Here is a 26,663-nt window from a genome sequence, read left to right on the forward strand (position 1 = left end):
GGACCCCGGAGGGACCTGCTACAGCGGCAGCAGGTCCGGGCGCTTGGCCTCGACGTGGTCGCCGGAGGACTCGCCGCGCAGCCGTCGGCCGATCCAGGGCACCAGGTATTCGCGGGCCCACTGGATGTTGTCGCGCCGCTCGTCGAAGGGGCGGCGCTGGGCCTGCGGCGGCCAGGGCTGGTCGGGGTCGGCGGGCACCTCGTGGCCGAGGACCTGGGCGGCACGGAGCGCGACGCGGGTGTGTCCCTCGGGCGACAGGTGCAGCCGGTCGGCGTCCCACGCGCGGCGGTCCTGGACGGAGCGCAGCGACCACAGGTCCAGCACGGGGCACTGGTAGCGGTCGGCGATGGCCCGCAGATGGACGTTGTACGTGGCGATCTTGCCGCGCATGTGGCGCAGCACCGGAACGCCCCGGGTGTCGAAGCCGGTGGTGACCATGACCCTGCCGACGGCGTTGCTCAGATCGGCGACGGCCCGCTCGAAGCGCTCGGCGAGATCGTCGGGGTCGGTGCCGGGCCGGATGATGTCGTTGCCGCCCGCGCAGAAGGTGACCAGGTCGGGGGCCAGTTCCTTGGCGCGCGGGACCTGTTCCTCGACGATCTGGTCGAGGAGGCGTCCTCGTACGGCGAGATTGGCGTAGCGGAAGTCCCCGTGCGGGGAGTCCTCGAACGGGGCGCCCTCGGGGCCGGCCGGGTCGGGGGCCGGGAGCCGGTCGGCGAGAAGCACCGCGAAGCGGTCCGCCCACCCGACAAAGGTCCCGCCGGGGCCAGGGTCGCCGACGCCCTCGGTGAAACTGTCGCCGATCGCCGCGTACGACCCGATGATGTGCTGCTGGTTGTTTCTCGAATCGACTGCCACAAGGACGTATCCTGCATCGTCCGATGTGACCTACGCGACCGTAATACGGGGTTGACGGGTGGTGAGATAGACCACCCGGTCAGTTTTCGGTAAACCCGGAATAAAGCGAGGGACGGTGCGCCGCCGCGCACCGCCCCTCGGACACTTCTCGTCGCCGCTCGGTCAGACGGAGACGCCGTGCTGACGCAGGTAGGCGATCGGGTCGACGTCCGAACCGTAGCTCGGGCCGGTGCGGACCTCGAAGTGCAGGTGCGGGCCGGTGGAGTTGCCGGTGGAACCGGAGAGGCCGATCTGCTGGCCGCCGGTGACGGTCTGGCCGACCGAGACGTTCAGCGAGGACTGGTGGGCGTACTGGGAGTACATGCCGTCCTCGTGCTTGATGACGACCTCGTTGCCGTACGAGCCGCTGTTGCCGGCCGAGACGACGGTGCCCGGGCCGATGGCGAGTACGGGGGTGCCGGAGGCGGCCTGGAAGTCCGAGCCGGTGTGGTAGCCGCTGGACCAGCTGGCACCGGAAGCGCGGTACTGGGTGGTGACGTTGGCGCTGGCCAGCGGGGCGGACCAGCCGGAGCCGGTGGCCTCGGAGGAGCCGGTCTGCGCCGAGGCGCCGGAGCCCTCGGAGTCGTCGGCGGAGATGGTGTCGCCCTTCGGTGCCTCTTCCGTCGGCGCGGCCTTCGGAGCCGGTTCGGCCTTCTTCGGGGCGGCCTTGGGAGCGGCGGACTTCTCGGCCGGGGCGGAGCCCTTGGCGCCGAGGGTCAGCTTCATGCCCGGGTGGATCAGGCTGGGGTTGTCGCCGACGGTGGAGCGGTTGTCCTGGTAGAGCTTCTCCCACCCGCCCTTGAGCTGGTGCTCGGAGGCGATCTTCGCCAGGTAGTCGCCGGCGACCACGGCGTACGTCTTCGGGGCGGCCTTCGACGCGGCGGGGGCGGCGGCCGGAGCGGTGTGCGCGGCGGCGACCGAGGCGGCGGCCGGCTTGGCGGCCGGGGCGGTCTGGCCCGCGGCGTTCGCGGCGGTGGCGCCGATGAGCGGGAGGGCGAGTGCGGCGCCGCCGGTCCCTGCGGCGAGGACGCCGCGGGAGATCGGGCCGGACTTCGGACGACGGTGCTTACCCTTTGCGGGCATGGGGAAGTTCCTCTCCGGCGCCTGCGAGGTGAGCTGTCGGGTTCGGGCTGGAGATGCCCGGTCGCATGGCGGCGACTTCACCCCTAGCCGGTCCGGATCTCTCCGGATCGGCGGCTTACCTGGTTCCCCCGCTCCTGCCACACGTGAGTGGGTGGGTGCGAATTCCGGGCGGCGGCAGGATTAGGCGATCCGTCCGGATTGACGGTGACCGTAAACCGGTCAGGACGGGCGGAACAAGCCATCGGTTGCCCGGCGGAATCATCGATTCGATATCGCTCCGGATTTCCCGTCACACTCCGTGGATTACGGATCTTGGATTTCCGTGCGGGCAACGGGAATGCCCGACGGCGCGCTCACCACGGACCGTCACGGATATGATCCCGCTCACCCCCGAAAACCCATCTCCCCCATTAGCGGGGCATGTTCTGCGAAATGCACCAATACGGACATGTGGAGAGCGGAGCCCCTGACGCCGCATCAGCACGACCTCCCCGGCACCCGTCGCCGGGGAGGCCACCGTGATGATTTTCCGTCGAATCGATGTCGTATCGTCACGGGAGCGCCCTCGCCGGAGAGCCGCGCCGACGCCCGAGATCCCAGGAGCCCCCGTGACGCAGCAGGTGCCGCAGGTCCCGCCGACAGAGACCGTGCTGACCGGAGTCCGCAACTTCCGCGATGTGGGCGGGCTCCCCACGACGGACGGGCGGCGCACCGCCTTCGGCCGGCTCTACCGCAGCGGCCACCTGGCGCACGCCACCGCCGAGGACGCGGCCTTCCTCGGCGGTCTCGGACTGCACACGATCTTCGACTTCCGCCACTCCGCCGACCACAAGCTCGACGGATACGACATCGAGCTGACCGGTGTCCGCAATGTCAGCATCCCGCTCTCGGACCCGGCCGACGGCGCGGAGTTCTGGCGACTGGTGGGCAGCGGGAACATCGAGCAGCTGCGTTCGGTCCTCGCGGGCGGCAAGGGCGTCGACCGCATGATCCGGATGTACCGCGCGACGATCGAGGACCGCACCGCCGAGCACAGCCGGGTCCTGCACGCCCTGGCCGAGGACAGCGTCCCGGCGCTCATGCACTGCGCGGCGGGCAAGGACCGGGCCGGCCTCTCGATCGCGGTCGCCCTCCTCGCGGTCGGCGTCGTTCCCGAGGCGATCGAGGAGGACTACCTCAAGTCCAACGACCTCCACCGCCGGTACAAGGTGAAGCGCTCCGACCCGTCGGGGGCCGGCATGTCGCCCGAGGTGCTGGAGCTGCTGGACCCGCTGTTCGGGGCACGGCCCGCCTATCTCGCGGCCGCCTTCGCGGCCATCGAGGAGAACTGGGGAACGGCGGACCGCTATCTGTCCGAGGGGCTGAAGATCTCCGCCGAGACCCGGGAGCGGCTGCGCGAGCGGCTGCTCGACGAGGGCTGACCCCTCCGGCGACCGCTCACCCCGGGTCGGCCCGTCACTTGCTCCCGGCCACCACGAAGAGCAGGTAGAGGAAGGCCGCGACGATGTGGCCCGCCACCAGATAGGCGAAGAGCCGGATGATGACGCCGCGCGGCATCCGCTTCTCCTGCGGGTCCTCGTTCACGCGGCGTCCGGGGCCCAGCGGGTCGTAGTGCTCGGAATCGGACATGACGGTCCTCTCTGTCGGCCTCGCGGCCGGTGGAGTGAAGGGTGGGGCCGGCGGGGACGGCCGGTCAGCGCGGGTGCAGTCCGCTGCCGAGGCAGAGCTCGGCGGCGGGACTCTGCAGCAGGGAGTGGACGAAGAGCAGCTCCGCGCCGCAGCGGTCGACGGCCGCGATCCGGTGCGGGGTGAGCGAGTCGAAGTGGGCGCTGTCGCCGGGTTCGAGGTCGTGGACGGTGTCGCCGAGCCCGACCCGCAGCCGGCCCTCCAGGACGTACAGCCACTCCTCGCCGGGATGGACCCGGACCAGGTCGCCCTGGGCGCCGTACGGGACGCGCACCCGCAGTGCCTGCATCGCGCGGCCGGAGCCGCCCGCCTGCCGGTACATCCAGCCGTCGGCCTCCGCCCCCTCGAAGCCGCCGCCGCGGATGATCGCGTCCCGTTCGGGCGGCTGCTCGCCGAGCAGCTCGGAGACCGTCGTACCGTAGATACGGGCGAGCCCCAGCAGCATCGGCAGCGAGGGCTGCCTGCGGCCGGTCTCCAGCCGGGAGAGATGGGCCGGGGAGAGCCCGGCCCGCTGGGCCGCGGTCTCCAGGGTGAGGCCGCGGGAACGGCGCAGATCGCGCAGTCGGGGGGCGACGCCGGGGAGCTCGTCCGGCACCCCTTCGTCCGGAGGGTTCATACCTCTATTGGGCCAGGACCTTTCCTCTGAGGCAAATAACTTGCCTCAGAGGCAAACGCCAGGTCAGCGGTTGGCCACGGCCTGCTTGACCAGCGTCCGGCCGAAGTCCCACATCAGCCCGCCGCCGCTGTGCGCGTCCTCCATGACGGAGGTGAACGCCTCCACGAACCGGTCCACCTCCGCGTCCCCGATGACCAGCGGCGGGATCAGTTTGATCACTTCCAGATGGTCGCCGGAGACCTGGGTGAGGATCCGGTGCTTCTGGAGCAGCGGCACCACGACCATCTGGGCGAAGAGACCCTTGCGGGCCGCCTGGAGCATGGTCCAGCGGCTGCGGAGCTTCAGGGAGGAGGGCCGGCCGAACTCGATGCCGATCATCAGCCCGCGCCCGCGCACCTCGTGCAGCAGCTCGTAGCGGTCCACCAGGGCGGCCAGCCGCTCGCGCAGAGAATCGCCGGTGCGCCGCGCGTTCGCGACGATCTCCTCGTCCTCCATGACCGTCAGGACGGCGAGCCCGGCCGCCATCGCCTGGGCGTTGGAACCGAAGCTCGCGGAGTGGACGAGGACCCGGTCCATCGAGGAGTAGACCTTGCGGAAGATCCAGTCCTTGCCGAGGGTCGCGCCGACCGGCACATAGCCGCCGGAGAGGGCCTTGGCCACGCACACGAGGTCGGGCTCCACCCCCTCCTCGTGCTGGTAGGCGAAGAAGTCCCCGGTACGCCCGAGGCCCGTCTGGACCTCGTCGGCGATCAGGAGCGCCTTGTGCCGGTGCAGCAGCTCCTGGGCCTCGCGCAGATAACCGGGCGGCGCGGCGAGCACGCCCTTGCCCTGGATCGGCTCGACGACCAGGGCCGCGACGTCCCCCCGCTTCAGCTCGCGGCGCAGCGCGTCGAGGTCGCCGAGCGGGACGGCCGTGTCGGGGAGCAGCGGGGCGAAGCCGTCGCGGAAGCCGCTCTCCCCGTTGACGGACAGCGAGCCCGTGGTGAGCCCGTGGAAGGCGTGGTCGCAGTAGAGGACCCTGGGTTTCCCGGTGGCGTACCGGGCGAACTTGAGCGCCGTCTCGACCGCCTCCGTGCCGCTGTTGCCGAAGAAGACGCGGTCCAGGTGCGGGCTGTGGGTCAGCAGTTTCTCGGCGAGCAGTCCGGGCAGCGGCTGGCAGTCGAAGCGGGTGAGGTCGGCGAGCTGGGCGTCGAGCACGTCGTGGAGGGCCTTGCGGACGACCGGGTGGTGCCGGCCGATCCCCATGACGCCGAACCCGGCGAGCATGTCGAGGTAGTCGTTGCCCTCCGCGTCCCAGAAGTAGGCGCCCTCGGCCCGCTCGTAGACCTTGTCGAAGCCGATGGTGTGCAGCATGCGCGGCAGCTGGTGGTTCAGATGGCGCGCATGCAGCTCGTACCGTTCGGCCCCGCGTTCGGCCAGGAGCCGTCCGAGGTCGAAGCCGCCCGGCCCGCCGTCCGTCACCGGTTGCCGCCCACGCTCTCCCGTGCCGCGCGCAGGGATTCCTTGAGCGATCCCATGGTGGCGAGCACGGCGGTGGGTTCGTAGCCGCAGTGCGCCATGCAGTTGGCGCAGCGCGGGTCCTTGCCCCGGCCGTACTTCTCCCAGTCGGTCTCCTCGATGAGCTGACGGTACGTCGGTACGTAGCCGTCGCTCATCAGGTAGCAGGGGCGCTGCCAGCCGAAGAGGGAGTAGTTCGGGATCGCCCAGGCGGTGCACGGGAAGTCCGCCTTGCCCTCCAGGAAGTCCAGGAAGAGCGGCGAGTGGTTGAGCCGCCAGCGGGCCCGGTTGCCGCCCGCGAAGGCCTTCTTGAAGAGTTCGCGGGTCTGCTCGACGCCGAGGAAGTGCTCCTGGTCGGGGGCCTTCTCGTAGGCGTAGGCGGGAGAGATCATCATCTCGTCGACCTTGAGGTCGTCGTTGAGGTAGTTGAGGACCTCGATGATGGTCTGCGGGGTGTCGGTGTTGAAGAAGGTGGAGTTGGTGGTGACGCGGAAGCCGCGCGCCTTGGCCTCCTTCATCGCGGCGACGGCCTCGTCGAAGACGCCTTCCTTGGCGACCGACTCGTCGTGCCGCTCGCGCAGTCCGTCGATGTGCACGGCGAAGGCGAAGTACGGGGACGGGGTGAACTTGTCGAGCTTCTTCCGCATCAGCATCGCGTTGGTGCAGAGGAAGACGTACTTCTTCCGGGCGACGAGCTGGCGCACGATCTCGTCGATCTGCGGATGCATCAGCGGCTCGCCACCGGCGATGGACACCATGGGGGCCCCGGATTCGAGCACCGCGCCCACCGCCTGGGCGACCGGCATGCGCTGCTTCAGGACACCGGCCGGGTGCTGGATCTTGCCGCATCCCTCGCAGGCGAGGTTGCAGGCGAACAACGGCTCCAGCTCGACGATCAGCGGGAACTTCTCACGCTTGCGGAGCTTCTGTTCGAAGAGATACGTCGCAACCTTGATGGTCTGGCGGAGCGGCATGGCCATCTAGCTCACCTCCTGGGGAGCAGTAAAGATCGGTGCCATTCATAGAAAGCCGGAAGGACGGCACGAAGTACGCGGAACGCCGATATTCCACCGCGGACCGTGCCGATACGGACGAGCTCATGCTCAGGAGCGTCCACGACCACCCGGACGGCCGCAACCGGGCGCGGTCCGTGACACAGGGCGGTACGCAGTGTCGCGGCGGACTCCATGTCGACCGCGATGGCCCCGCTCGCCCGCAGCGCGGCCCGCTCGGGACCTCGTACGACGTGGTCGGAGCCGGTCAGCGGGCCGGTGTGGACGCTGCGGCCGGGGAGGGCGCGGGTGAGGGCGGCGACCAGGACGCCGGTGCCCGTGCAGGGGGTGGTGCCGTCCGCGTCCCGGGTCTCCTCGGCGACGACGAGGTCCCCGGGGTGCATCCCCGGGGCGAGCCCGGCGCAGAAGCCGGAGGCGATGACGGCGGCGTCGGGGACCCCGCCGGGGCCCAGGAGGCGCGCCACGGCCGCCTCCGCCGCCCGGGGGCCCATTCCGGTGCGCAGCACCCGGACCGGGCCCGGGGCGCCCCTGCCGCTGCGCAGGGCCACCTGCTCGATGCCGAGGGCGCAGGCGACCAGCAGCGGCGTCACGGGGCTCCCGGCCCCTCGCGGATCGCCCATCAGGCCCCCTCGGCGGCGTCCGGGCGGTCCGCGAAGGGGTCGCCGTGCACATAGCGCCCGAGTGCGGTGAGGGGGAAGACCTGGCGGTAGAGGTGGTAGTTGATCGAGAAGTCCCAGGGGAATCCGGTGCCGGTGAAATACGGCTCGTCCCAGGACCCGTCGGCCTGCTGCGCCTCGGTCAGCCAGGTGACGCCCCGGGTGACCGAGGCGGTGTCCCGGCGTCCCGCGGCGAGGAGGGCCAGCAGCGCCCAGGCGGTCTGGGAGGCGGTGGACTCACCGTGCCCGATCCACTTCTCCTCCTGGTAGGAGCGCAGGTCCTCGCCCCAGCCGCCGTCGTCGTTCTGGACGGACTCCAGCCAGTCGACGGCCCGGCGGATCGCGGGGTGTCCCGCGGGCAGTCCGGCGGTGATCAGGGCGGGCACCACGGACCCGGTGCCGTAGACGTAGTTGACGCCCCAGCGGCCGAACCAGGCGCCGCACGCCTCCTGTTCGGCGAGCAGCCACTCGATGCCCTCGCGGGTGCGGGGGTGGTTCGCGAGCCCTTCGACGGCGAGCATCTCCACGACATGGCCGGTGACGTCGGCCGACGGGGGGTCGATGACCTCGCCGAAGTCGCAGAAGGGCAGCCGGTTGGGGAAGGGGCTGGTGTTGTCGGCGTCGAACGCGCCCCAGGCTCCGTTGCGGGACTGCATCCCGAGGTTCCAGCGGACCCCGCGGGCGATGGCGGACTCCAGCCGGGCGGGGTCGGGGTGGCGCACCCGGCGCAGCGCCAGGACGACTTCGGCGGTGTCGTCGATGTCCGGGTAGTTGTCGTTGTGGAACTCGAACGCCCACCCACCCGGGGGCAGTTCGGGTTTGCGGACCGACCAGTCGCCGGGTCTGGTGATCTCCTCGGCGAGCATCCAGTCGGCGGCCTTCACCAGGGCGGGGTGGTCGGGTCTGAGCCCGGCGTCGGCCAGCGCGATGGTGGCCAGGCAGGTGTCCCAGACGGGCGACTGGCAGGCCTCGATCATGCGGGCGCCGTCCTCGCGGTGGACGGCGAACCGGTCGAGGGAGGCCAGGCCGGCCTTCATCACCGGGTGGTCGAGGTCGTAGCCGAGGAGGTGCAGGGCGATGACCGAGTAGACGGCCGGAGGCTGGATCCCGCCCCAGCAGCCGTCGTTCTCCTGGCGTTCGATGATCCAGCGGGCGGCCACGTTCATCGCGATACGGCGCAGCGGGCGCGGGGCGACCTTGTGGTAGAGGTGCAGCCCTTTGTCGAGGCGCTGGAAGAGTCCGTCCCAACTGGTGGGCGGGGCAAGCTTCCTGGGCGGGTTGGGGTGGTCCGGGTCGGTGTGCAGCTCGTCCAGGGCGAAGGGCGCGGGGCGTACGGGGCGCTTCGCGGAGACGATGGTGAGCGGCACGATGGTCTGCCGGGCCCAGCAGCCGAAGTCGTAGATGTTGAGCGGGACCCACTTGGGGAAGAACATCAGCTCGGGCGGCAGTTCGGGGAGGTCGTCCCACTTCCACCAGCCGAACAGGGCCAGCCAGATGCGGGTGAAGACGCGGGCGGCGGCGATGCCGCCCTGGTCCCGGATCCAGCCGGAGGCGCGGGCCATGTGCGGTTCGTCGGGGCGGTCCCCGGCCAGCCGCAGGGCGACGTACGCCTCGATCGTGGCGGAGAGGTCGCCGGGTCCGCCGTAGAAGGTGTTCCAGGTGCCGTCACCGAGCTGCTCGCCGCGGATGAAGAGGGCAGCGGCCCGGGTGGTCTCCGGGTCCTGGATACCGAGGAACTGGCGCAGGAGCAGGTCCTCGGCGTCCATCGTGACGTTGGTGGCGAGGTCGCCCTTCCACCAGCCCTGCTCGTCCTGTCTGCCGAGGAGGTGCTCCACGGAGCGTTCCGCGGCCCGCCGCGCGGCGTCGGTGACATCGTCGGCGGCGGTTCTCGTGTCGGTCGGATCGTCGGCGGGAGCCCCGGTGATGTTCGCGGCCCCGGTCGATCCGTCGGTCGTCGCTGTCATGAGCTTCCCCTTACGTGCAGTCGGTTCTCTGCTGTGCTGGGGTCTCCGTCGGCCGGCGCCCCGGTGAGGGCGCCGGCCGGCGACTGCGAGTCATATGGAGAAAGTGATCATCTCTTTCGTACCACCACGAAGTCGGCGAGCTCGGTGAGCTGCACCCGCACCCGGTGGGGCATGTCGACGGCGTGCAGCGCCTCGATGGCGATCGCGTGCTGGCGACGGGCTTCCTGGGCGGTCCACTCGCGGCCGCCCGCCTCCTCGATGAGCGCCGCGCGGGCGGCGAACTCCTCTTCGGAGAAGCTGTCGAAGTCGTTGCTCTTGGCGTCGGCGGCGAGCAGTTCGCCGAGGCGCTCGGACGCTTCGCCGCCCGCGGCGAGCGCGGCGACGACCGGCAGGGACTTCTTGCGCTGGCGCAGATCGCTCCAGGTCTGCTTGCCGGTGGACTCCGGGTCGCCCCAGATGCCGAGCAGGTCGTCGACGGCCTGGAAGGCGAGGCCGAGGTGGTAGCCGTACGCCTCCAGGGTGTCGGCGGTACGGTCGTCGGCGCCGCCGAGCACCGCGCCGATGGAGACGGCGCAGGCCAGCAGGGCGCCGGTCTTGTTGCCCTCCATCTCCAGGCACTCCTCGACGGTGACCCGCTCGCGGTGCTCGTAGGAGATGTCCTGGGCCTGCCCGTCGATGAGCTTGCGGGTGGCGGTGGTCAGCCGGCGGGCGGCGCGGCCCGCCTCGACCGTGCCGAGCTCCAGCAGCAGGTCGTAGGCGAGGGCGAAGAGCGCGTCGCCGACCAGGATCGCCTGGGCGGGGCCGTGCACCTTCCATACGGTGTCGCGGTGGCGGCGCTGTTCGTCGCCGTCCATCAGGTCGTCGTGCAGCAGCGAGAAGTTGTGCACGAGTTCGACGGCCACGGCGCCGGGGATGCCGGCCTCGGCCGGGGCGCACGCCGCCTCGGCGGACAGCAGGGCGAGCGCGGGGCGTACGGCCTTGCCGCCGTCGCCGTCCGAGGGCCGGCCCTCGGCGTCGATCCAGCCGAAGTGGTACGCGGCGACGGTGTCCATGGGCGGCGCGAGCCGGTCCACGGCAGCCCGCAGGACCGGCGCTGACAGGGCTCGTCCGCGCTCCAGAAGCGCGGTGACGTCCGCGGTGTCAGCCACGGTGTCGAAAGCCGGATTCGCCGGGGTCACAGACTCTCCTCTTGTTCCGGTGGTACTGCTCATGCCGCCTCCTGCAGCGGATGTCCTGGGGGGCGGCCGAGGTCGTGGAGGGCCGCGTCGGCGGCGGCGGCGCCGCTGCGAACGGCACCCTCCATCGTCGCGGGCCAGCCGGTGTCGGTCCAGGCCCCGGCCAGCTGGAGGCCGGGCAGCCGGGTGCGGGGGCCGGGGCGCAGCCGTCCGACGCCCGGGGCGGGCGCGAAGGTGGCGGTGCGCTCCCGGGTGACGAAGAAGTCGCGGATGCCCGCGCCGCGGGAGGCGGGCAGCAGCCGCTCCAGCTCGGGCAGGTAGCGGGAGCGCAGTTCGGCGACGGGAAGGTCGATCTCGGCCTGGGCGGCCGACTGCGAGACCGCCAGATACTGCCCGGGGCCCTTCAGGCCCGAGGAGTGGGTGCGGTCGAAGACCCACTGGACCGGGGAGCCGATCGCGGCGAAGAACGGCCTGCGGAGCACCGTGCGGTCGTAGATGACGTGCACGTTGAGGATCGGCGCGTTGTCGATGTCGAGCAGCAGCTCCGGCTCGTCCAGCGCACCCGCGGGCAGCAGGTCGTGGGTCTCGGTCTGCGGCACGGCCAGCACGACGGTGTCGGCGGTGATCCGCTCCCCCGCGCTCTCCACGGTCCAGCGGCCGTCCTCGGTGCGGGTGAGGGAGCCGGCCTTGGCGCGCAGTTCGGTGCGGACGCCCGCGGTGTCCAGGGCCTTGCGGGCGAGGGTGTCGTGCAGGTCGCCGAGGGGGACGGTGGCCCAGCCGATGTCGGCCGCGCCGGGGTCGGAGAGCAGGCCGGTCTTGAAGACCTTCGCCGCGAGCGCCATGGAGGCGTCCGGGGCGGTGGCGTTCAGGGTGGCGACGCCGACGAGGTCCCAGAGGGCCTCGATGGCGCGCTCGGACTGGCCGTGCCGGCGCAGCCAGGTGGCGAAGTCGATCCGGTCCAGCTCGGGGTCGGCGGGGTCGAGGCGGCCGAGCGCGAGGGCGGCCCGGCCCACGGCCGCCTTCTCGGCGAGCGAGAGGTGCGGATAGGCGGCGAGGCCGCCCGCCAGGTGCAGCGGTACGGGCAGGGCGGTGCGGCGGATCCGGCCCAGGCGCGGCCCGGCGGTCCGGCCGACGTCCAGCACGGGCACGTCGAGGCGGTCCTGGAGCGGGGCCAGGTGCGCGGCGTCGATGCGGTCGAGGAACCAGCGGTAGCCGGTGCAGCAGCGCAGGTAGACGTGCTGGCCGTTGTCGACGGTGAGGTCGCCGCGCTGGAAGGAGAAGGCGAGGCCGCCGAGGCGGGGCCGGCCTTCCAGGAGGGTCACGTCGAGTCCGGCGTCGGCGAGGCGGAGCGCCGCCGTCACCCCGGCGAGGCCACCGCCGACGACGACGCCGACGGGGCGCGGGCTCTCGTCGCTCATGTCTGCCCCTCCCGCCGGGTCGTGGCTGTCTGCCGGTTCCTCACCCTGCAGATCGTCGCAGTCAGTGACGCGCCGGGCCACCGGAGGGTTGCCCCGGGGCCGGAGCCGCGCAGCCGCATCAGGCTCGCCCCCTGGCGGTGAGCCGCGAGATGTGGCGGGCGTCGAGACCGGACAGGCCGCGCACCGCGACGTAGGCCTTCTCGTGGCCGGGCAGGGAGACCCGGCCGCGCAGGACGGCTTCGGGGTCGCTCTCGATCCGGTCGAGGAGGCGGCGGTAGATCCCGGCCATCGCGGCGACGCAGGCGCCGCTGCGGCGGTCGAGCATCGGCAGCAGCCGGTAGCCCTCGGCGAACAGGGCGCGGGCGCGGCGGACCTCGAAGTGGATGAGGCCCGCGAAGTCGGACCCGGGGGGCGGGGTGGTCCGGTGGAACCCGGCCGAGCAGCCGAATTTGGCCAGGTCGTCGGCGGGCAGGTAGGTGCGCCCGTTGCCGGCGTCCTCGCGGACGTCGCGCAGGATGTTGGTCAGCTGGAGCGCGAGGCCGAGGGTGTCGGCGTACTCCGCGGCGCGCTCGGCCCCGCGGGCACCCGGCGCGGTGCCGAAGACACCGAGGCTGAGGCGTCCGATGGCTCCGGCGACACAACGGCAGTAGGTCTTCAGATCGTCCCAGGTCTCGTAGGTCGCACCCCGGACGTCCATCAGGACGCCGTCGATCAGCTCGTCGAGTCCGCCGAGCGGGAGCGGGAAGCGGCGAGCGGCGTCGGCGAGCGCGACAGCCACCGGGTCGGTGTCGTCCTCCTCGACCTTGCCGTGCCGGACCCGGTCGAGCAGCTCGCGGGTGCTCTCCAGCCGGGTCCGCTTGGTCCCCGCGTCCAGCTCCCCGTCGCCGATGTCGTCGACCCGACGGGAGAAGGCGTACAGGGCCGACATGGCCTGCCGCTTCTCGTGCGGCAGCAGCCTGATGCCGTAGGCGAAGTTACGGGCCTGCTGTCCGGTGACGGCTTCGCAGTAACTGTATGCGGCCTGCACCGGCGGCGACATGTACGTCGTCTGTCCCTCCACGGTCCGGCTCACCTCTCTCCACGCGCTCTTCGCAAGACGGTTCCCACTTCACGCAGCAGGCTGGGCTTGGTGGCCTTGGGCGGTCCGGGCAGGACGTCGAACCCGGCGGCCGAGATCGCCGTGAGCGCGCTGCGGCCGCCCCCGACGAAGCCGGCGAGGAGCAGTTTCAGCCTGCCGTCGACGCTGCCCACCAGCGGGGGGCCCTCGTCCAGCAGGTCGCTCGCGCGCTGGGCCTCGTACGCGATCAGGGCGCGGACGGAGGCTCCGGCGGAAGGCACGGCCAGGTCGGCTTCGGTGACCCGGAAGCGCTCCATGTCCTCGGCGGGCAGATAGATCCGGTCGCGTTCCAGGTCCTCGGCGACGTCCTGGAGGTGCTCGACGATCTGGAGTGCGGTGCAGACCGCGTCGGAGCGGCGGACGCGCTCGGGGCTGGTGGTGCCGGTGAGGGCGAGGACCAGGCGGCCGACGGGGTTCGCGGAGAGCTCGCAGTAGGCGGCGAGCTCGGCGTAGGTGCCGTAGCGGCGGACCTTCTGGTCCTGGCGGTTCGCCTCGATCAGGCCGAGGAAGGGTTCGGGGGTGAGCGCACGGCGCCGCACGGTGGGGCGCAGCTTGCGCAGCAGGGGGTGGCTCGGCTCCTCGCCGGTGGCGGCGAAGACCCGGCGGAGGTCGGTCTCCAGGGCGTCGAGCATGGCGAGGCGGTCCTCGCTCTGCTCCGGCTCCAGGCCGAGGTGGCGGGCGTCCGCGCCGCCGGGGGCGAGGTCGCCGTCGCCGATGTCGTCGACGAGCCGGGCGAATCCGTAGACCGCCATCAGGTCGCCGCGCCAGGCGCGGGGCAGGAAGAAGGGCGCCACGGGGAAGTTCTCGTCCGCGGCCTTGCCGAGGGTGGCGTCGCCGGTGCGCGCCGTGGGGGTCGGGGTCACTGCGGACCAGCCGGCGCGGGGACGGCGAGACCACGTCGGAGCTGGAGATCTTCCGTCATTGCCGTCACATCTCCCGTTCTACACTGCTGACCCAAAACAACCCTTTTCGGACACGCCGCTCAGTCTTCCGAGTGCACTGCGGCAGAGCGTCGGTGCCGCGGCGTATCGCCCTACTTGCCATGAATCAGCACCGCTCCAGCTTACGTTGTACAGCTCACAGGGGGTCGGCGGGGTGGAGCGCCCGCGACCGCGTCCCGGCCGTACCTGTCAACCTTCCCCGCGCATGGCTGACTTGACGTCATCCGCCGGGAGGAGATCACCCCCGGGCCCCTACTGCGGAGGGCCTGCCCGGCACCGGGCACCGCACGGCCCCCGCCGGACGGATCCGGCGGGGGCCACGGGATGGGCCGGGGGGCTACTTGCCCGTCTCGCGCTCGTACGCCTTGAGGACTTCCTCGGTGGGACCGTCCATCAGCAGCTCGCCCTTCTCCAGCCAGAGCGCGCGGTCGCAGGTGTCCCTGATCGACTTGTTGTTGTGGCTGACCAGGAAGACCGTGCCCGCCTCCTTGCGCAGCTCGCGGATCCGCTCCTCGGAGCGGATGCGGAACTTGCGGTCACCGGTGGCCAGCGCCTCGTCGATCATGAGGACGTCGTGGTTCTTGGCCGCGGCGATCGAGAAGCGCAGCCGCGCCGCCATGCCGGAGGAGTACGTCCGCATCGGGAGGGTGATGAAGTCGCCCTTCTCGTTGATGCCGGAGAAGTCGACGATCTCCTGGTAGCGGGAGCGGATCTCGGCCTGGGTCATCCCCATCGCCAGACCGCCGAGCACGACGTTGCGCTCGCCGGTGAGATCGCTCATCAGGGCCGCGTTCACGCCGAGCAGCGAGGGCTGGCCGTCGGTGTAGACATGGCCGGATTCGGTCGGCAGCAGACCGGCGATGGCCCGCAGCAGCGTCGACTTTCCGGAGCCGTTGGTGCCGATGAGGCCGATGGCCTCGCCGCGGTAGGCGGTGAAGGAGACACCGCGTACGGCGTGCACCTTCCGGACGCCGCGCGGTTCGCCCTTGCCGCGCCGCACCATGCGGCTCAGCGCGGCGGTGGCGCTGCCGCGGCCGCCGCCCGCGCCGTTGACCCGGTACACGATGTGCACGTCGTCGGCGATCACCGTGGGGATGCGCCCCTGCGCGTTGTCGTCAGCCACGGCCGTACCGCTCCTCCGCCTTCCAGAAGTACACGAATCCCACGACGCCCAGCAGCACGGCCCAGCCCAGCCCGGCGGCCCAGACGTGGTCCGGCAGGTTCTCGGAGCCGTACCCGTCGATCATGGCGAAGCGGACCAGGTCCATGTAGATCGCCGCCGGGTTGTACTGGAGCACGTCCGCGATCCAGGCCGGCTTGTCCTTCAGCATCACCGGGATGGAGAACATGACGCCCGAGGCGTACATCCAGGTGCGCATGATGAACGGCATCAGCTGCGCGAGGTCGGGGGTCTTGGAGCCGAGCCGCGCCATGACGAGGGCCAGGCCGGTGTTGAAGACGAACTGGAGAAGCAGGGCGGGGATCACCAGGAGCCACGACAGCGAGGGGTAGCTGCCGAAGATCACGGCGACCGCGACCAGCACGATCATCGAGAAGAGCAGCTGCTGGAGCTGCTGGAGCGAGAAGGAGATGGGCAGCGAGGCCCGGGGGAAGTGAAGCGCCCGGACCAGGCCGAGGTTGCCGGAGATCGACCGGACACCCGCCATCACCGAGCTCTGGGTGAAGGTGAACACGAAGACGCCGGTGACCAGGAACGGCACGAAGACGTCGTGGGGGATCCCCTCCCTCGTCCCCAGGATCAGGCCGAAGATCAGGTAATAGACACAGGCGTTCAGCAGGGGTGTGACCACTTGCCACAGCTGGCCCAGCTTGGCCTGGCTGTACTGGGCGGTCAGTTTCGCCCGGGAGAAGGCCAGGATGAAGTGGCGTCGGCCCCAGAGCTGTCGCATGTACGCGAACAGCCCCGGCCGGGCGCCGCTCACGGTCAGGCCGTACTTGGCGGCCAGCTGGGCCGCGTCGAGGCCCTCGTCGGCGGACGGCGGGGTCCCGAGGGCTACCCCACCGTCGTGGGTCGTGTCACTCACAAGTTGAAACTCTCGTCTTCACGCGCAGCCAGTCGCGGGCGCGGCTCAGGCGGACAGGTTCCGGAAAGAAAATACGCCTCATGCTCTCAGAGGAAAGCGTCTCAGATGACCGGAGGTCGGCCCAGCCTCGTCAGCCGCCACACCGTACGCCACTTCATCGGGCGCCGGGTTCCGCAAGGGGCTGTCCAGCCTTCCCGGAATCCGCCGAACCATGCCTTCAGCGCCGGCCGGGACGGGCGCCTGACCAGGGTCAGCAGCAGCCAGACCCCCGTGTAGAGGGGAACCAGCGGGGCGGGCAGGTTCCGGCGGGCGAGCCAGACCCGGTTGCGGGCGATCATGCGGTGGTAGACCGCGTGCCGGGACGGGGCGGTGGTGGGGTGGTTCAGCACCATGTCGGCGCGGTAGTCGATCATCCAGCCCGCGTCCAGCGCCCGCCAGGCGAGGTCCGTCTCCTCGTGGGCGTAGAAGAAGTCCTCGGGCAGCGGGCCGACCTCGGCGATGACCTTGGTGCGTACGGCGTTGGCTCCGCCGAGGAACGTCGTGACGCGTGAGGAGCGCATCGGGTCGGCGGCCCGCAGCCGGGGCACGTGCCGCCGCTGGGTGGCGCCGGTGTCCGGGTCGGCGATGCGGAAGGTGACGATCCCGAGCTTCGGGTCCGCCTCGAAGGCCTGCCGGCACAGCTCGGCGGTGTCCCGGTTCGGGAGCAGCCCGTCGTCGTCCAGGAAGAGCAGCGCGTCCACGTCCGCCCCGCAGGGGCCGAACGCCTCGATGCCGACGTTGCGGCCGCCGGGGATGCCCAGGTTCTCGGGCAGCTCCACCGTGCGCACCCCGGCGGGCACCTCGGGGACCGGGGCGCCGTTGCCGACCACCACGACCTCGATCCGGTCACCGTGCTGGGCGGTGACCGAATCGAGGAGGGCGCGGAGCTCGTCCGGGCGGTTGCCCATGGTGATGATCACCGCGCCCAGTTTCATGGGAAGGGTCACTTCAGCCTGCTGGACGCCAGGACGGACACCAGGTGCAGCAGGGTCTGCAGCAGCGCGATGCCGGCCATGACCGCCACGGTCAGGCGGGTGTAGAAGAGGTCGCCCGCGATCGCGTCCACGACGGCCACCACGAGGATCACCAGGGATGCCTCGATGCCGAGGATGAGCCGGTGGAACTTGAGTGCGGCGGCGGCCTTGCGGGCCAGCGCCATACCGGAGGAGCGCGGCTCGGACGCCGCTTCCTTCACCGGCGGCAGCCCGCCCTGGTGACGGGCCACGCCCACCAGGTCCGTCTCGGCCTTGATCAGGATCGCGCCGAGCGCGGCGAGTGTCCCGAGGAACGCCCAGAGCCAGTCGATCCGGCCCTCGCCCCAGATGTCGGCGGCCCGCAGGCCGAGGCCCACCAGCACGGCCGCGTCGCACAGATAGGCGGCGACCCGGTCCAGGTAGACCCCGCTGAGCGAGTACTGCTTCTTCCAGCGGGCCAGCTCGCCGTCCACGCAGTCGAAGAGCAGGTAGAGCTGGACCATCACCACGCCGAGCACGGCGCCCCAGACGCCCGGGACCAGCAGCGCCGGGGCGGCCAGCGCTCCGGCCAGCGTCATGACGTACGTGACCTGGTTCGGCGTGACGCGGGTGTTGACCAGGTAGCGGTCCACGCGCAGCGAGACCTCGCGCATGTACATGCGCCCGGCCCAGTGCTCGCCGCTGCGCCGGTCCTTCACGCCCGGGGGGTGAACGACCGGACGGAGTTCAGCTACTGATGGTCGTCGCATAGTCGGCGTACGCGTCCCTGATCTGGTCGGTGGACAGGTTGAGGTGCTCCAGGACCGTGAAGCGTCCCGGACGCGTCTGCGGGGCGTAGTCGACGGCCTTCACGAACTCGTCGACGCTGAACCCGATCTCCTCCGGCAGGACCGGCAGACCGTGGCGGCGCAGTATCGATGCCATCAGGAGGGACTCCTGGCGGGCGCCGCGCAGATGCATGGCGAAGCAGGCGCCGAGGCCGACCTGTTCGCCGTGGCTGGCCGCGCGCTGGGGGTAGAGCAGGTCGAAGGCGTGGTTGATCTCGTGGCAGGCGCCGGACGCCGGACGTGAGTCGCCCGCGACCGACATCGAGATACCCGTCAGGACGAGGCCCTCGGCCAGCACCTTCAGGAAGGCGTCGTCGCCGACGCCGCCCGGGTGACGCAGCACGGCCTCGCCGGCCTGGCGGGCCATCGCGGCCGCGAGCCCGTCGATCTCCTCGCCGTTGACCTCGTGGGCCAGCTCCCAGTCGGCGACGCAGGAGATGTTCGAGATCGCGTCGCCGATGCCGGAGCGGACGTAACGGGTGGGCGCCTCACGGATCACATCGAGGTCGATGACCACGGCGATCGGGGTGGGGACCCCGTAGGAGCCGCGCCCGTTGTCGTTGTCCAGCGTGGCGACCGGCGAGCACAGGCCGTCGTGCGAGAGGTTCGTCGCGACGGCGACCATGGGCAGCCCGACCCGCGCCGCGGCGTACTTCGCCACGTCGATGATCTTGCCACCGCCGAGGCCCACCACCGCGTCGTACCGGTTGCCCTTGATGCCATCGGCGAGCTTCACCGCGGAGTCGATCGTGCCGTCGGCGACCGGATACCAGTCGGCACCGGGCAGGACCGGGGCGAGCCTCTCCCTCAGGGCGCGCCCCGAGCCGTCGCTGATCGCGATGGCGAGCTTGCCCGAGGAGGAGATCCGCTGATCGGCCAGGAGACCCGCCAGATCGTCCATGGCGCCGCGTCGGATGTCGACGACGACCGGGGACGGAATGAGCCGGGTCAGTACTGGCACGCGATCTCCCGGCCCTTCTTGAGGTCGTCGTGGTTGTCGATCTCGACCCAGGTCACGGTGCCGATGGGGGCCACGTCGACGGTGAATCCACGGTTCACGAGCTCCTGGTAGCCGTCCTCGTAGTACAGGTCGGGGTCGCGCTCGAAGGTGGTCTTCAGCGCGTCCGCCAGCTCCTCGGCGGCCTCGGCCTCGATGAGGGTGACGCCGATGTACTCACCGGTGGCGGTGGCCGGGTCCATCAGCTTGGTGATGCGCTGAACGCCCTTGCCCTCCTCGGTGATGACCTTCATCTCCTCGTCGGCGAGCACCTTCTCGGTGTCCAGGGCGAGGATGATCTTCTGGCCCTTGCCGCGGGCGTCCAGGAGGGTCTTCTCGACGGAGACCGGGTGCACGGTGTCGCCGTTGGCGAGGATCACGCCCCGCTTGATGACGTCACGGGCGCACCACAGGGAGTAGGCGTTGTTCCACTCCTCGGCCTTGTCGTTGTCGATCAGCGTGAGGCTGAGGCCGTAGGTGGCCTCCAGCTCGGCCTTGCGGGCGTAGACGGCCTCCTTGCGGTAGCCGACGACGATCGCGACCTCGGTGAGTCCGACCTCGGCGAAGTTGGCCAGCGTGAGGTCGAGGACCGTCTTGTCGCCGTCGACAGGGACGAGCGCCTTGGGGAGCGTGTCCGTGTAGGGGCGCAGACGTCGTCCTGCACCGGCTGCCAGTACGAGGCCGATCATGCGAGTTCTCCTTCGTCGTGTACGGCGGGCGCCGAGGAGGACACCCAGAAGCGGATGGACTCCACGAGCACCACCAGAGCCACGGCGACCGCGAGCGCGGTCAGGGCCGTGGTGAAACCTGCGGCGTGGGTGAGTACGGCGGCGAGGACGGCCACCAGCGCGGTACGGCCCTCGTGTCCACCGATCGTCCGCACCAGCCACTGGGGCGGCGCGCCGGTGCCTCCGCGGATGCGGTACACCGTGTCGTAGTGATGGTAGGCGACGGCCGAGACGAGCCCGAAGGCCGCCGGAACGGCGTGCGGGGCGTCGCTGCGGGCCGCCAGCACGAGGATCGTGACGTACTCCGCCGCACGGAAGAACGGCGGCACCAGCCAGTCGAGCGCGCCCTTGAGCGGGCGGGCGACGGCGAGGCCGGAGAGGAGCACGTACACCGCTGCGGCGGCGACGGTGAGCCAGCTGCCGTACGGGAGGAAGAGCGCCGCGCCGATCATGACCAGCGTGCCGAGCAGCGCGACGGCCGGAGCCGTGAACGCGCCCCGGAGCCCTGGGGCGACCGCCGCCACACCCTGGGCCAGCGGGCCGGAGTCGGCCAGGTCCGCGAGGGCCTGGGCGGCGCGGTCGGTGCGGCTGGCCCGGCGGGTCAGCGAGCGCAGCAGGCGGCCGGCGGTGGTGTAGCAGGCGGCAAGGGAGCAGCCGATGAGCAGCGCGTAGAAGACGATGCGGGGGGTGGTGAGCGCGGTCAGGACCGCGATCATGGCCCAGCGCTCGCCGATCGGCAGCACGATCATCCGGCGCGCCCAGACCGTCCAGCCGACGCTGTCGAGCTTGTCCGAGAGGGCGGCGGTGGGGCTGGTGTTGGCGACCGCGTCGTGGTTGGCCTCGTTGAACGAGAAGTCCACGACATGGCGGCAGGCCTGGAGGACCATCGCGCCGAGCGCCAGTACCCATACGTCATCGCCGCCGCGTACGGCGCCGATGGCGAGGCCTGCGTAGTACGCGTACTCCTTGGCCCGGTCGAAGGTGGCGTCCAGCCAGGCGCCCATCGTGGAGTACTGCAGCGAGTAGCGGGCGAGCTGCCCGTCGGTGCAGTCCAGCACGAAGGAGACCAGGAGCAGGATCCCGGCGGCGACGTAGCCTCCGCGGGTTCCGGTGGCCGCCGCGCCCGCCGCGACGAGCGCGGTGATCAGGGACGCGGTGGTGACCTGGTTCGGGGTGAGGCCCCGGCGGGCGCACCAGCGGGCGATGTAGCGGGAGTACGGGCTGATGGCGAAGGTGGTGAAGAAGCCGTCGTGGGCCTTCACCGCGCTGCGCAGCCGGACCGCCTCGTCGTCGACCCCGTCGCGGGCGCTCTCGGCGGTCGCCCGCGCTCCGGCGTCGGTGGGGACGGTGGCGGTGAGCGAGCCCAGCTCGGGGCGCTTGACGGCGGTGCCCTCGGCCTCCAGCGCCACGGCGATCCGGCCGGGGACGGTGCGGTCCTCGGGCGCCGGGTCGGTGTCCGGAGCGACGACGGGGGCACCCGCGCCGACGGCGGCCGTGGTGCGCCGGAGCGCGCGCAGCAGGGCGCCGCGCGCCTCGGGCTGGGCGGTGAGCGCACCGGGCACGGTGGCGGCGGCGAAGCGGGGGTCGGTCAGCCCGAGCCGCAACGCGTGGACGTGGCCGACGAAACGCGGATCGACGAGGGCGACCCGGCGGCCGGCCGGGACGGCGGCGAGGAGGGTCGCGGCGTCACCGGCGTCGGCGGCGGTCTGCACGTCGAAGCCCAGGGACCGCAGATCGTCCGCGAGCGACGACCCGGGTACCGGCGTACCGGTGAGGATGGCGGTCGACAGACGAACTCACTCCTTGGCACTGACGTGGACGACACACGGCGGCACGGCCACATGGCGGGCCGGCGGCGTGTCGGCTGAGGCTATCGGATGAACGGAAGACCGAGTTCACCACCCGTTTGTGCGCCGTTCGGGTGGACCTGCGCAGTCGGGCGCCGTTCGCGATCATCATCATCGATCGGGGGCCCGGCCCACAAACCGCGAGGGTGGGCGGCGGGAACGCTGCGCTTAGGCTGGCGGTCATGACATGGCTGATCACAGGCGGGGCGGGTTACATCGGGGCACACGTGGCGCGGGCCATGGTCGCGGCGGGAGAGCGGGTCGTGGTGCTCGACGACCGCTCCAGCGGCATCGCCGAGCGGCTGCCGGACGCCGTCACGCTGGTGGAGGGCTCCGCCTCCGACCGGGCCCTGCTGGACCGGGTGCTGGCCGGTCACGCGGTGAGCGGCGTGGTGCATCTGGCGGCGAAGAAGCAGGTCGGCGAGTCCGTGGAGAAGCCGCTGCTGTACTACCGGGAGAACGTCGCGGGACTGGCCGTCCTGCTGGAGGCCGTGGTCGCGGCGGGGGTGCGGCGCTTCCTCTTCTCATCCTCGGCCGCCGTGTACGGCGTACCGGACGTGGACCTCATCACGGAGGAGACGCCCTGCCTCCCCATCAATCCGTACGGCGAGACGAAGCTCACCGGTGAGTGGCTGGTGCGGGCCACCGGCAAGGCGCACGGGCTCTCGACCGCCTGCCTGCGGTACTTCAACGTGGCGGGCGCGGCCGCGCCGGAGCTCGCGGACACCGGGGTCTTCAACATCGTGCCGATGATGTTCGAGCGGCTGACGCACGGCGAGGCCCCCCGGATCTTCGGCGACGACTACCCGACACCGGACGGCACCTGCATCCGCGACTACATCCACGTCGCCGATCTGGCGGAGGCGCACCTCGCGGTCGCGCGCCGGCTGGACGAGACGGGCGCGGGCGATCTGACGCTGAACGTCGGCCGGGGCGAGGGTGTCTCGGTACGGGAGCTGGCGGACGTGATCGGCGAGGTGACGGGAAGCGATCTGAAGCCGGTGGTCGAGCCGCGCCGGGCCGGCGACGCGCCGAAGGCCGTGGCGTCGGCCGCGCGGATCACCGAGGAACTGGGCTGGACGGCCCGGCGGGGTGTGCGCGAGATGGTCGAGTCGGCCTGGGAGGGCTGGTGCCTGAACCACCCCGAGGCCCGTCCGTGATCGGTTCCAGGTGGCGTCCTTGATCGTGTCAACGCTCTGACCTGCGGAACGTTTCCGCAGGTCAGGGCACATGACAACGGTGTTCAGTCCCGTGTTGCCGGATACCCCCCACCCGTAGTTCACTGGGCTTCGCCGGGGCGATTCCGCCCCGGCACGTCCTACGGACCTGGAGGCGTTTCGCATGGGGGCTGGCCACGATCACGGGCATACGCACGGCGGGCCTCCTCCGACGGGAACGGCGGCCGCCGCGTACCGGGGAAGGCTCCGGATCGCCCTGGGGATCACCCTGAGCGTGATGGTCATGGAGATCGTCGGCGGGGTGCTCTCCGACTCGCTCGCGCTGATCGCCGACGCCGCCCATATGGCCACCGACGCCCTGGGGCTCGGGATGGCGCTGCTCGCCATCCATTTCGCCAACCGCCCGACCGCCCCGAACCGCACCTTCGGCTTCGCCCGCGCGGAGATCCTGGCCGCGCTCGCCAACTGCCTGCTGCTGCTCGGCGTCGGCGCCTATCTGATCTTCGAGGCGGTGGAGCGGTTCATCACCCCGGCCGAGACGAAGGGCGGGCTCGCCATCGCGTTCGCCGCGGTCGGCCTGGTGGCCAACGTGGTCTCCCTCTCGCTGCTGATGCGCGGGCAGAAGGAGAGCCTGAACGTACGGGGCGCCTATCTGGAGGTGATGGCCGACACCCTGGGCTCGCTCGCCGTGATCATCTCGGCGGGGATCATCATGGCGACCGGCTGGCAGGCCGCCGACCCGATCGCCTCGCTGGTGATCGGCCTGATGATCGTCCCCCGGACGGTGAAGCTGCTGCGGGAGACCCTGAACGTGCTGCTGGAGGCCGCACCCAAGGGGGTGGACATGGCGGAGGTCCGGGCCCACATCACGGCCCTGCCCGGGGTGCTGGACGTCCACGACCTGCACGCCTGGACGATCACCTCGGGGATGCCGGTGCTCTCCGCCCACGTGGTGGTGCGCCAGGAGATGCTCGACTCGATAGGGCACGAGAAGGTGCTGCACGAGCTGCAGGGCTGCCTCGGGGACCACTTCGACGTGGAACACTGCACCTTCCAGCTGGAGCCGAGCGGTCACGCGGAGCACGAGGCGCATCTCTGCCACTGAGTCGAGGGGCCGGGGTGCGGCGCATCCACGGGGCCGGACATGCCCGGCCCCGGAGTGCGGACAAGCGGCTTTTGTACGGCAGACTTGACCGGACTCCAGGGGCCCGGCGCACGAGGCCGGGGACCAAAGCGAAGGATGGGTATGCCGACCACACCAGCCACCGCGACGCACAGCTCGTCGAACGGCACCGCCGAACCGATCATGCTCGAACTGGTCGACGAGAACGGCACCACCATCGGCACCGCGGAGAAGCTGGCGGCCCATCAGGCCCCCGGGCAGCTGCACCGCGCGTTCTCCGTGTTCCTCTTCGACGAGCAGGGGCGGCTGCTGCTCCAGCGCCGGGCGCTCGGCAAGTACCACTCCCCCGGCGTCTGGTCGAACACCTGCTGCGGACACCCCTACCCGGGCGAGTCCCCGTTCGCGGCCGCCGCCCGGCGTACGTACGAGGAGCTGGGCATCTCGCCGTCACTGCTGGCCGAGGCGGGCACCGTGCGCTACAACCACCCGGACCCGGCGTCGGGCCTGGTCGAGCAGGAGTTCAATCACCTGTTCGTGGGAATGGCACAGGCGGCGCTGAAGCCGGACTCCGAGGAGGTCGGCGAGACCGCTTTCGTGACGGCGGCCGAGCTGGAGAAGCGGCATGCCGAGGGGCCGTTCTCGGCGTGGTTCATGACGGTGCTGGACGCGGCACGGCCGGCGATCCGTGAGCTGACGGGGCCCTCCGCGGGCTGGTGATCCTTCGCCCGGTCGCGTACGGGGGCGGGCGGACAGTCACGCACGGGGCGGTCAGAGCTGCGTCTTCAACGGCAGCGCCGCCCAGATGATCTTCCCGCCGCTCGCCGTGTGCTCGACGTCGCAAGTGCCGCCCGCCTCCGCGGTGACCACCTTGACCAGCAGCAGACCCCGGCCGCCGGTCTGCGCGTAGTCGGTCTCCAGGGCGGTGGGGCGGTACGGGTGGTTGTCCTCCACCGAGACTCTGACCCAGTCGGCGCCGATGGCCACCTCGACGGCGAGCTCGGGCGAGAGCAGCGCCGCGTGCTTGACGGCGTTGGTGACCAGCTCCGAGACGATCAGCAGAAGCCCCTGGAGGATGTCGTCCTCGATCGGCACACCCTGCCGGCCGAGAAGATCGCGTACGGCGTGCCGGGCGCTGGGCACGGACGCCTCCACGGCGGGGGCGGTGAAGCGCCACACCCCCTCGTACGACACGGGGTCGGCAGGGGCACTCCCGAGGCTCTCCATCGTCCGGCACCAGCTCTCACTCGCACTGCACTGACCGTCGAGTAAAGAGTGTGGGAATGGCTTGGTCAGGACCGTGCCACTGACCGGAAGTAGCCAGGTATCGGCGCTATTTGACCAAACCTGTAGGACGCTGACGGCCTGGTGACTACTTCTGCTCGTCTTCTGGTGCCGTGATCGGTTCGTCCGCGGTCGGGACCGATTCATCGAGCCGCTCCGAGACCATGCTGACGATACGGCGGCCGCCGATGCCGATGGCGATCAGCCCGAGTCCGTCGAACAGCAGGGCCAGCGAGAAGAAGCAGCCGAGCACGTACAGGCTGCTGTGCGGCCAGTCGAACAGCACCAGGAGACCCAGCAGCAGGCCGAAGGCTCCCTGCAGCAGCGTCCATCCCATCTGCGGGCCGCGCACCACGACACTGCCGACGAGCCGGAAGACCCCGCCGGTCAGGAAGAGCAGGGCGGCGAACATGGTCAGCGCCTCGGCCGTGCCCTCAGGATGCTTGATGACGACGACGCCCGCGGCGATGTTGAGGGCCGCGACCACCACGCCCAGCCAGAAGTAGTTCGTGCCGCGCGACTCGATCGCGTGCAGCAGCCCGACCAGACCGCCGACGAGCAGCAGCCAGCCGAAGAGCAGCATCGAGGTGAGGGTGGCCACGCCGGTGTAGATGAGCCCGATGATGCCCGCGATCACCAGCAGCGTGCCGAGCAGCGCCAGCCAGCCGAAACTGCGGCTGAGCTTCCTGCCCTCGGCGGTGGGTCCGTTCATCGACAGCTCCTCACGGTGCGTGCCCGTCTCGCGACCCCTTCTTGATCATAGGTTCGAACCGTGGGGATAGCATCCGGCGCATGGACCGTACGGAACCCCGCCTGATCACCTCCGTCGAGCGCGGCGTCGCCACCGTCGTGATCTCCAACCCCGCCAAGCGGAACGCGATGACCACCGCGATGTGGCAGAGCCTGCCGGAGCTGCTGGAGGGGCTGGCGGCCGATCCGGAGGTCCGGGTGCTGGTGCTGACCGGGGCCGGGGACACCTTCTGCGCCGGGGCCGACATCTCCACGCTGCGGGAGAACGCGGGCACCGCCCAGGGCCTGGCGGTGGAGGCCGAGGAGGCGCTCGCCGCCTTCCCCCGGCCGACGCTGGCGGCGGTGCGCGGCTACTGCGTGGGCGGCGGCGGTCAGCTCGCGGCCGCCTGCGATCTGCGGTTCGCGGAGGAGGGGGCCTCCTTCGGGGTCACCCCGGCCAAGCTCGGCATCGTCTACGCGGCGTCCTCGACCCGGCGGCTCGTCGCCCTCGTCGGCCCGGGCACGGCGAAGCATCTGCTGTTCTCCGGCGAGCTGATCGACACGGAGCGGGCGCTGCGCACCGGCCTGGTCGACGAGGTGCTGCCGCCCGGCGGCCTGGACAAGCGGGTCGAGGAGTACGTACGGGTGCTGGCGTCCCGGTCGCAGCTGACCCAGGCGTCGGCGAAGGAGTTCGCCGCGGGCCGGACGGACCGGGACGCCCACTGGGCCGCCGAGGCGCGCGGCAGTACGGACACGGCGGAGGGCGTCGCCGCCTTCCTGGAGCGGCGCGCACCCCGCTTCACCTACACCACGGCGCCCACTCGCTGAGGCC

The 26,663-nt window shown here is 71.2% G+C and carries 26 protein-coding genes and 1 riboswitch; of the genes, 5 read left to right on the forward strand and 21 right to left on the reverse strand.

The genetic code is table 11. From position 1 onward, the window contains the following. Positions 1-18 precede the first annotated feature (18 nt). Both IE134_RS20665 and IE134_RS20670 read right to left on the reverse strand, forming a co-directional pair. Entirely contained in the window at positions 19-858 is an 840-nt protein-coding gene (locus tag IE134_RS20665; RefSeq protein WP_030711485.1) for an SGNH/GDSL hydrolase family protein, read from the reverse strand. Between the two features lie 162 nt (positions 859-1,020). Further along, positions 1,021-1,980 carry a LysM peptidoglycan-binding domain-containing M23 family metallopeptidase gene (locus tag IE134_RS20670; RefSeq protein WP_030711487.1) on the reverse strand — a complete coding sequence of 320 codons (960 nt, stop codon included), beginning with the start codon at positions 1,978-1,980 and terminating at the stop codon, positions 1,021-1,023. Between the two features lie 3 nt (positions 1,981-1,983). Beyond that, a riboswitch (cyclic di-AMP (ydaO/yuaA leader) is annotated at positions 1,984-2,144 on the reverse strand. A gap of 444 nt (positions 2,145-2,588) precedes the next feature. Here IE134_RS20670 and IE134_RS20675 point away from each other — a divergent pair. After that, on the forward strand, positions 2,589-3,401 hold the full coding sequence (locus tag IE134_RS20675) for a tyrosine-protein phosphatase (RefSeq protein WP_030711489.1): 813 nt from the start codon (positions 2,589-2,591) through the stop codon (positions 3,399-3,401). A 34-nt stretch (positions 3,402-3,435) separates the two neighbouring features. On the opposite strand, the gene IE134_RS20680 is transcribed toward IE134_RS20675, so the two are convergent. The 17 genes from IE134_RS20680 to IE134_RS20760 all read right to left on the reverse strand — a co-directional run bounded on the left by IE134_RS20680 (position 3,436) and on the right by IE134_RS20760 (position 21,385). Next, the gene (locus IE134_RS20680; RefSeq protein WP_179887521.1) at positions 3,436-3,609 is read right to left on the reverse strand and encodes a DUF6126 family protein; all 174 of its coding nucleotides are present in this window, start codon (positions 3,607-3,609) and stop codon (positions 3,436-3,438) included. A gap of 64 nt (positions 3,610-3,673) precedes the next feature. Beyond that, on the reverse strand, positions 3,674-4,282 hold the full coding sequence (locus IE134_RS20685; protein WP_097948355.1) for a helix-turn-helix domain-containing protein: 609 nt from the start codon (positions 4,280-4,282) through the stop codon (positions 3,674-3,676). Between the two features lie 63 nt (positions 4,283-4,345). Beyond that, positions 4,346-5,743, reverse strand: a complete 1,398-nt coding sequence (locus IE134_RS20690; RefSeq protein ID WP_030711493.1) for an aspartate aminotransferase family protein — start codon at positions 5,741-5,743, stop codon at positions 4,346-4,348. Next, positions 5,740-6,759 carry an adenosyl-hopene transferase HpnH gene (gene hpnH, locus IE134_RS20695; protein ID WP_006128938.1) on the reverse strand — a complete coding sequence of 340 codons (1,020 nt, stop codon included), beginning with the start codon at positions 6,757-6,759 and terminating at the stop codon, positions 5,740-5,742. Before hpnH ends, IE134_RS20690 begins: the two co-directional genes overlap by 4 nt. Positions 6,760-6,764: 5 nt before the next feature. Next, on the reverse strand, positions 6,765-7,412 hold the full coding sequence (locus tag IE134_RS20700) for a phosphorylase family protein (RefSeq protein ID WP_030711496.1): 648 nt from the start codon (positions 7,410-7,412) through the stop codon (positions 6,765-6,767). Further along, positions 7,412-9,412 carry a squalene--hopene cyclase gene (gene shc, locus IE134_RS20705; RefSeq protein WP_032785889.1) on the reverse strand — a complete coding sequence of 667 codons (2,001 nt, stop codon included), beginning with the start codon at positions 9,410-9,412 and terminating at the stop codon, positions 7,412-7,414. The genes IE134_RS20700 and shc overlap by 1 nt, the downstream gene beginning before the upstream one ends. Positions 9,413-9,519: 107 nt before the next feature. Beyond that, entirely contained in the window at positions 9,520-10,623 is a 1,104-nt protein-coding gene (locus IE134_RS20710; RefSeq protein ID WP_189431336.1) for a polyprenyl synthetase family protein, read from the reverse strand. Beyond that, complete coding sequence (gene hpnE / locus IE134_RS20715) at positions 10,620-12,005, reverse strand: hydroxysqualene dehydroxylase HpnE (RefSeq protein ID WP_189431338.1); 1,386 nt, start codon at positions 12,003-12,005, stop codon at positions 10,620-10,622. The genes IE134_RS20710 and hpnE overlap by 4 nt, the downstream gene beginning before the upstream one ends. A 118-nt stretch (positions 12,006-12,123) precedes the next feature. Then, entirely contained in the window at positions 12,124-13,044 is a 921-nt protein-coding gene (hpnD, locus tag IE134_RS20720) for a presqualene diphosphate synthase HpnD (protein ID WP_179888311.1), read from the reverse strand. 29 nt (positions 13,045-13,073) lie between these two features. Then, positions 13,074-13,985 carry a squalene synthase HpnC gene (hpnC, locus tag IE134_RS20725; RefSeq protein ID WP_089117354.1) on the reverse strand — a complete coding sequence of 304 codons (912 nt, stop codon included), beginning with the start codon at positions 13,983-13,985 and terminating at the stop codon, positions 13,074-13,076. A gap of 415 nt (positions 13,986-14,400) precedes the next feature. After that, positions 14,401-15,186, reverse strand: a complete 786-nt coding sequence (locus IE134_RS20730) for an ABC transporter ATP-binding protein (protein WP_030711508.1) — start codon at positions 15,184-15,186, stop codon at positions 14,401-14,403. Continuing rightward, positions 15,179-16,108 (reverse strand): ABC transporter permease, encoded by a 930-nt coding sequence (locus tag IE134_RS20735; protein ID WP_097877265.1) that lies wholly within the window; start codon positions 16,106-16,108, stop codon positions 15,179-15,181. The genes IE134_RS20730 and IE134_RS20735 overlap by 8 nt, the downstream gene beginning before the upstream one ends. 101 nt (positions 16,109-16,209) lie before the next feature. Continuing rightward, on the reverse strand, positions 16,210-17,082 hold the full coding sequence (locus tag IE134_RS20740; RefSeq protein ID WP_189431436.1) for a glycosyltransferase family 2 protein: 873 nt from the start codon (positions 17,080-17,082) through the stop codon (positions 16,210-16,212). An 8-nt stretch (positions 17,083-17,090) separates the two neighbouring features. Next, on the reverse strand, positions 17,091-17,870 hold the full coding sequence (locus tag IE134_RS20745; protein ID WP_029182049.1) for a CDP-alcohol phosphatidyltransferase family protein: 780 nt from the start codon (positions 17,868-17,870) through the stop codon (positions 17,091-17,093). Further along, positions 17,848-18,909 (reverse strand): iron-containing alcohol dehydrogenase family protein, encoded by a 1,062-nt coding sequence (locus tag IE134_RS20750; RefSeq protein WP_032785882.1) that lies wholly within the window; start codon positions 18,907-18,909, stop codon positions 17,848-17,850. Before IE134_RS20750 ends, IE134_RS20745 begins: the two co-directional genes overlap by 23 nt. After that, on the reverse strand, positions 18,897-19,634 hold the full coding sequence (locus tag IE134_RS20755; RefSeq protein ID WP_030711519.1) for a phosphocholine cytidylyltransferase family protein: 738 nt from the start codon (positions 19,632-19,634) through the stop codon (positions 18,897-18,899). The genes IE134_RS20750 and IE134_RS20755 overlap by 13 nt, the downstream gene beginning before the upstream one ends. Continuing rightward, positions 19,631-21,385 carry a DUF5941 domain-containing protein gene (locus IE134_RS20760; protein ID WP_030711522.1) on the reverse strand — a complete coding sequence of 585 codons (1,755 nt, stop codon included), beginning with the start codon at positions 21,383-21,385 and terminating at the stop codon, positions 19,631-19,633. The genes IE134_RS20755 and IE134_RS20760 overlap by 4 nt, the downstream gene beginning before the upstream one ends. Before the next feature lie 317 nt (positions 21,386-21,702). On the opposite strand from IE134_RS20760, the gene galE reads away from it, so the two are divergent. From galE to idi, 3 genes are all read left to right on the forward strand, one after another. Then, a complete protein-coding gene (gene galE, locus IE134_RS20765; protein WP_089117352.1) occupies positions 21,703-22,680 on the forward strand; it encodes a UDP-glucose 4-epimerase GalE in 978 nt (325 codons plus the stop codon). Positions 22,681-22,861: 181 nt separating this feature from the next. After that, positions 22,862-23,803, forward strand: a complete 942-nt coding sequence (locus tag IE134_RS20770) for a cation diffusion facilitator family transporter (RefSeq protein ID WP_030711529.1) — start codon at positions 22,862-22,864, stop codon at positions 23,801-23,803. 141 nt (positions 23,804-23,944) lie between these two features. Continuing rightward, positions 23,945-24,538, forward strand: coding sequence for an isopentenyl-diphosphate Delta-isomerase (gene idi, locus IE134_RS20775; protein ID WP_030711532.1), 594 nt, complete (start codon positions 23,945-23,947; stop codon positions 24,536-24,538). A 51-nt stretch (positions 24,539-24,589) separates the two neighbouring features. Here idi and IE134_RS20780 read toward each other — a convergent pair whose 3' ends face one another. Both IE134_RS20780 and IE134_RS20785 read right to left on the reverse strand, forming a co-directional pair. Continuing rightward, complete coding sequence (locus tag IE134_RS20780; protein ID WP_029182052.1) at positions 24,590-25,045, reverse strand: ATP-binding protein; 456 nt, start codon at positions 25,043-25,045, stop codon at positions 24,590-24,592. A gap of 145 nt (positions 25,046-25,190) precedes the next feature. After that, complete coding sequence (locus IE134_RS20785; protein ID WP_030711535.1) at positions 25,191-25,814, reverse strand: HdeD family acid-resistance protein; 624 nt, start codon at positions 25,812-25,814, stop codon at positions 25,191-25,193. An 80-nt stretch (positions 25,815-25,894) separates the two neighbouring features. Between IE134_RS20785 and IE134_RS20790 the strand changes: the two genes are divergently transcribed. After that, positions 25,895-26,659 carry an enoyl-CoA hydratase/isomerase family protein gene (locus IE134_RS20790; RefSeq protein WP_030711539.1) on the forward strand — a complete coding sequence of 255 codons (765 nt, stop codon included), beginning with the start codon at positions 25,895-25,897 and terminating at the stop codon, positions 26,657-26,659. The last annotated feature ends 4 nt before the right edge of the window (positions 26,660-26,663 follow it).

This window comes from Streptomyces rubiginosohelvolus (genome assembly GCF_014649875.1).
GTDB classification, from domain to species: Bacteria; Actinomycetota; Actinomycetes; order Streptomycetales; family Streptomycetaceae; genus Streptomyces; species Streptomyces rubiginosohelvolus.

What these genes read in the sequence shown, in the direction of transcription:
- IE134_RS20670 (WP_030711487.1), bottom strand. Translation starts at nt 1,980, where the DNA reads ATGCCCGCAAAGGGTAAGCACCGTCGTCCGAAGTCCGGCCCGATCTCC.
- IE134_RS20680 (WP_179887521.1), bottom strand. Translation starts at nt 3,609, where the DNA reads ATGTCCGATTCCGAGCACTACGACCCGCTGGGCCCCGGACGCCGCGTG.
- IE134_RS20685 (WP_097948355.1), bottom strand. Translation starts at nt 4,282, where the DNA reads ATGAACCCTCCGGACGAAGGGGTGCCGGACGAGCTCCCCGGCGTCGCC.
- hpnH (WP_006128938.1), bottom strand. Translation starts at nt 6,759, where the DNA reads ATGGCCATGCCGCTCCGCCAGACCATCAAGGTTGCGACGTATCTCTTC.
- IE134_RS20700 (WP_030711496.1), bottom strand. Translation starts at nt 7,412, where the DNA reads ATGGGCGATCCGCGAGGGGCCGGGAGCCCCGTGACGCCGCTGCTGGTC.
- shc (WP_032785889.1), bottom strand. Translation starts at nt 9,412, where the DNA reads ATGACAGCGACGACCGACGGATCGACCGGGGCCGCGAACATCACCGGG.
- IE134_RS20710 (WP_189431336.1), bottom strand. Translation starts at nt 10,623, where the DNA reads ATGAGCAGTACCACCGGAACAAGAGGAGAGTCTGTGACCCCGGCGAAT.
- hpnE (WP_189431338.1), bottom strand. Translation starts at nt 12,005, where the DNA reads ATGAGCGACGAGAGCCCGCGCCCCGTCGGCGTCGTCGTCGGCGGTGGC.
- hpnD (WP_179888311.1), bottom strand. Translation starts at nt 13,044, where the DNA reads ATGTCGCCGCCGGTGCAGGCCGCATACAGTTACTGCGAAGCCGTCACC.
- IE134_RS20740 (WP_189431436.1), bottom strand. Translation starts at nt 17,082, where the DNA reads ATGAAACTGGGCGCGGTGATCATCACCATGGGCAACCGCCCGGACGAG.
- IE134_RS20745 (WP_029182049.1), bottom strand. Translation starts at nt 17,870, where the DNA reads ATGCGACGACCATCAGTAGCTGAACTCCGTCCGGTCGTTCACCCCCCG.
- IE134_RS20755 (WP_030711519.1), bottom strand. Translation starts at nt 19,634, where the DNA reads ATGATCGGCCTCGTACTGGCAGCCGGTGCAGGACGACGTCTGCGCCCC.
- galE (WP_089117352.1), top strand. Translation starts at nt 21,703, where the DNA reads ATGACATGGCTGATCACAGGCGGGGCGGGTTACATCGGGGCACACGTG.
- IE134_RS20770 (WP_030711529.1), top strand. Translation starts at nt 22,862, where the DNA reads ATGGGGGCTGGCCACGATCACGGGCATACGCACGGCGGGCCTCCTCCG.
- idi (WP_030711532.1), top strand. Translation starts at nt 23,945, where the DNA reads ATGCCGACCACACCAGCCACCGCGACGCACAGCTCGTCGAACGGCACC.
- IE134_RS20780 (WP_029182052.1), bottom strand. Translation starts at nt 25,045, where the DNA reads ATGGAGAGCCTCGGGAGTGCCCCTGCCGACCCCGTGTCGTACGAGGGG.
- IE134_RS20785 (WP_030711535.1), bottom strand. Translation starts at nt 25,814, where the DNA reads ATGAACGGACCCACCGCCGAGGGCAGGAAGCTCAGCCGCAGTTTCGGC.
- IE134_RS20790 (WP_030711539.1), top strand. Translation starts at nt 25,895, where the DNA reads ATGGACCGTACGGAACCCCGCCTGATCACCTCCGTCGAGCGCGGCGTC.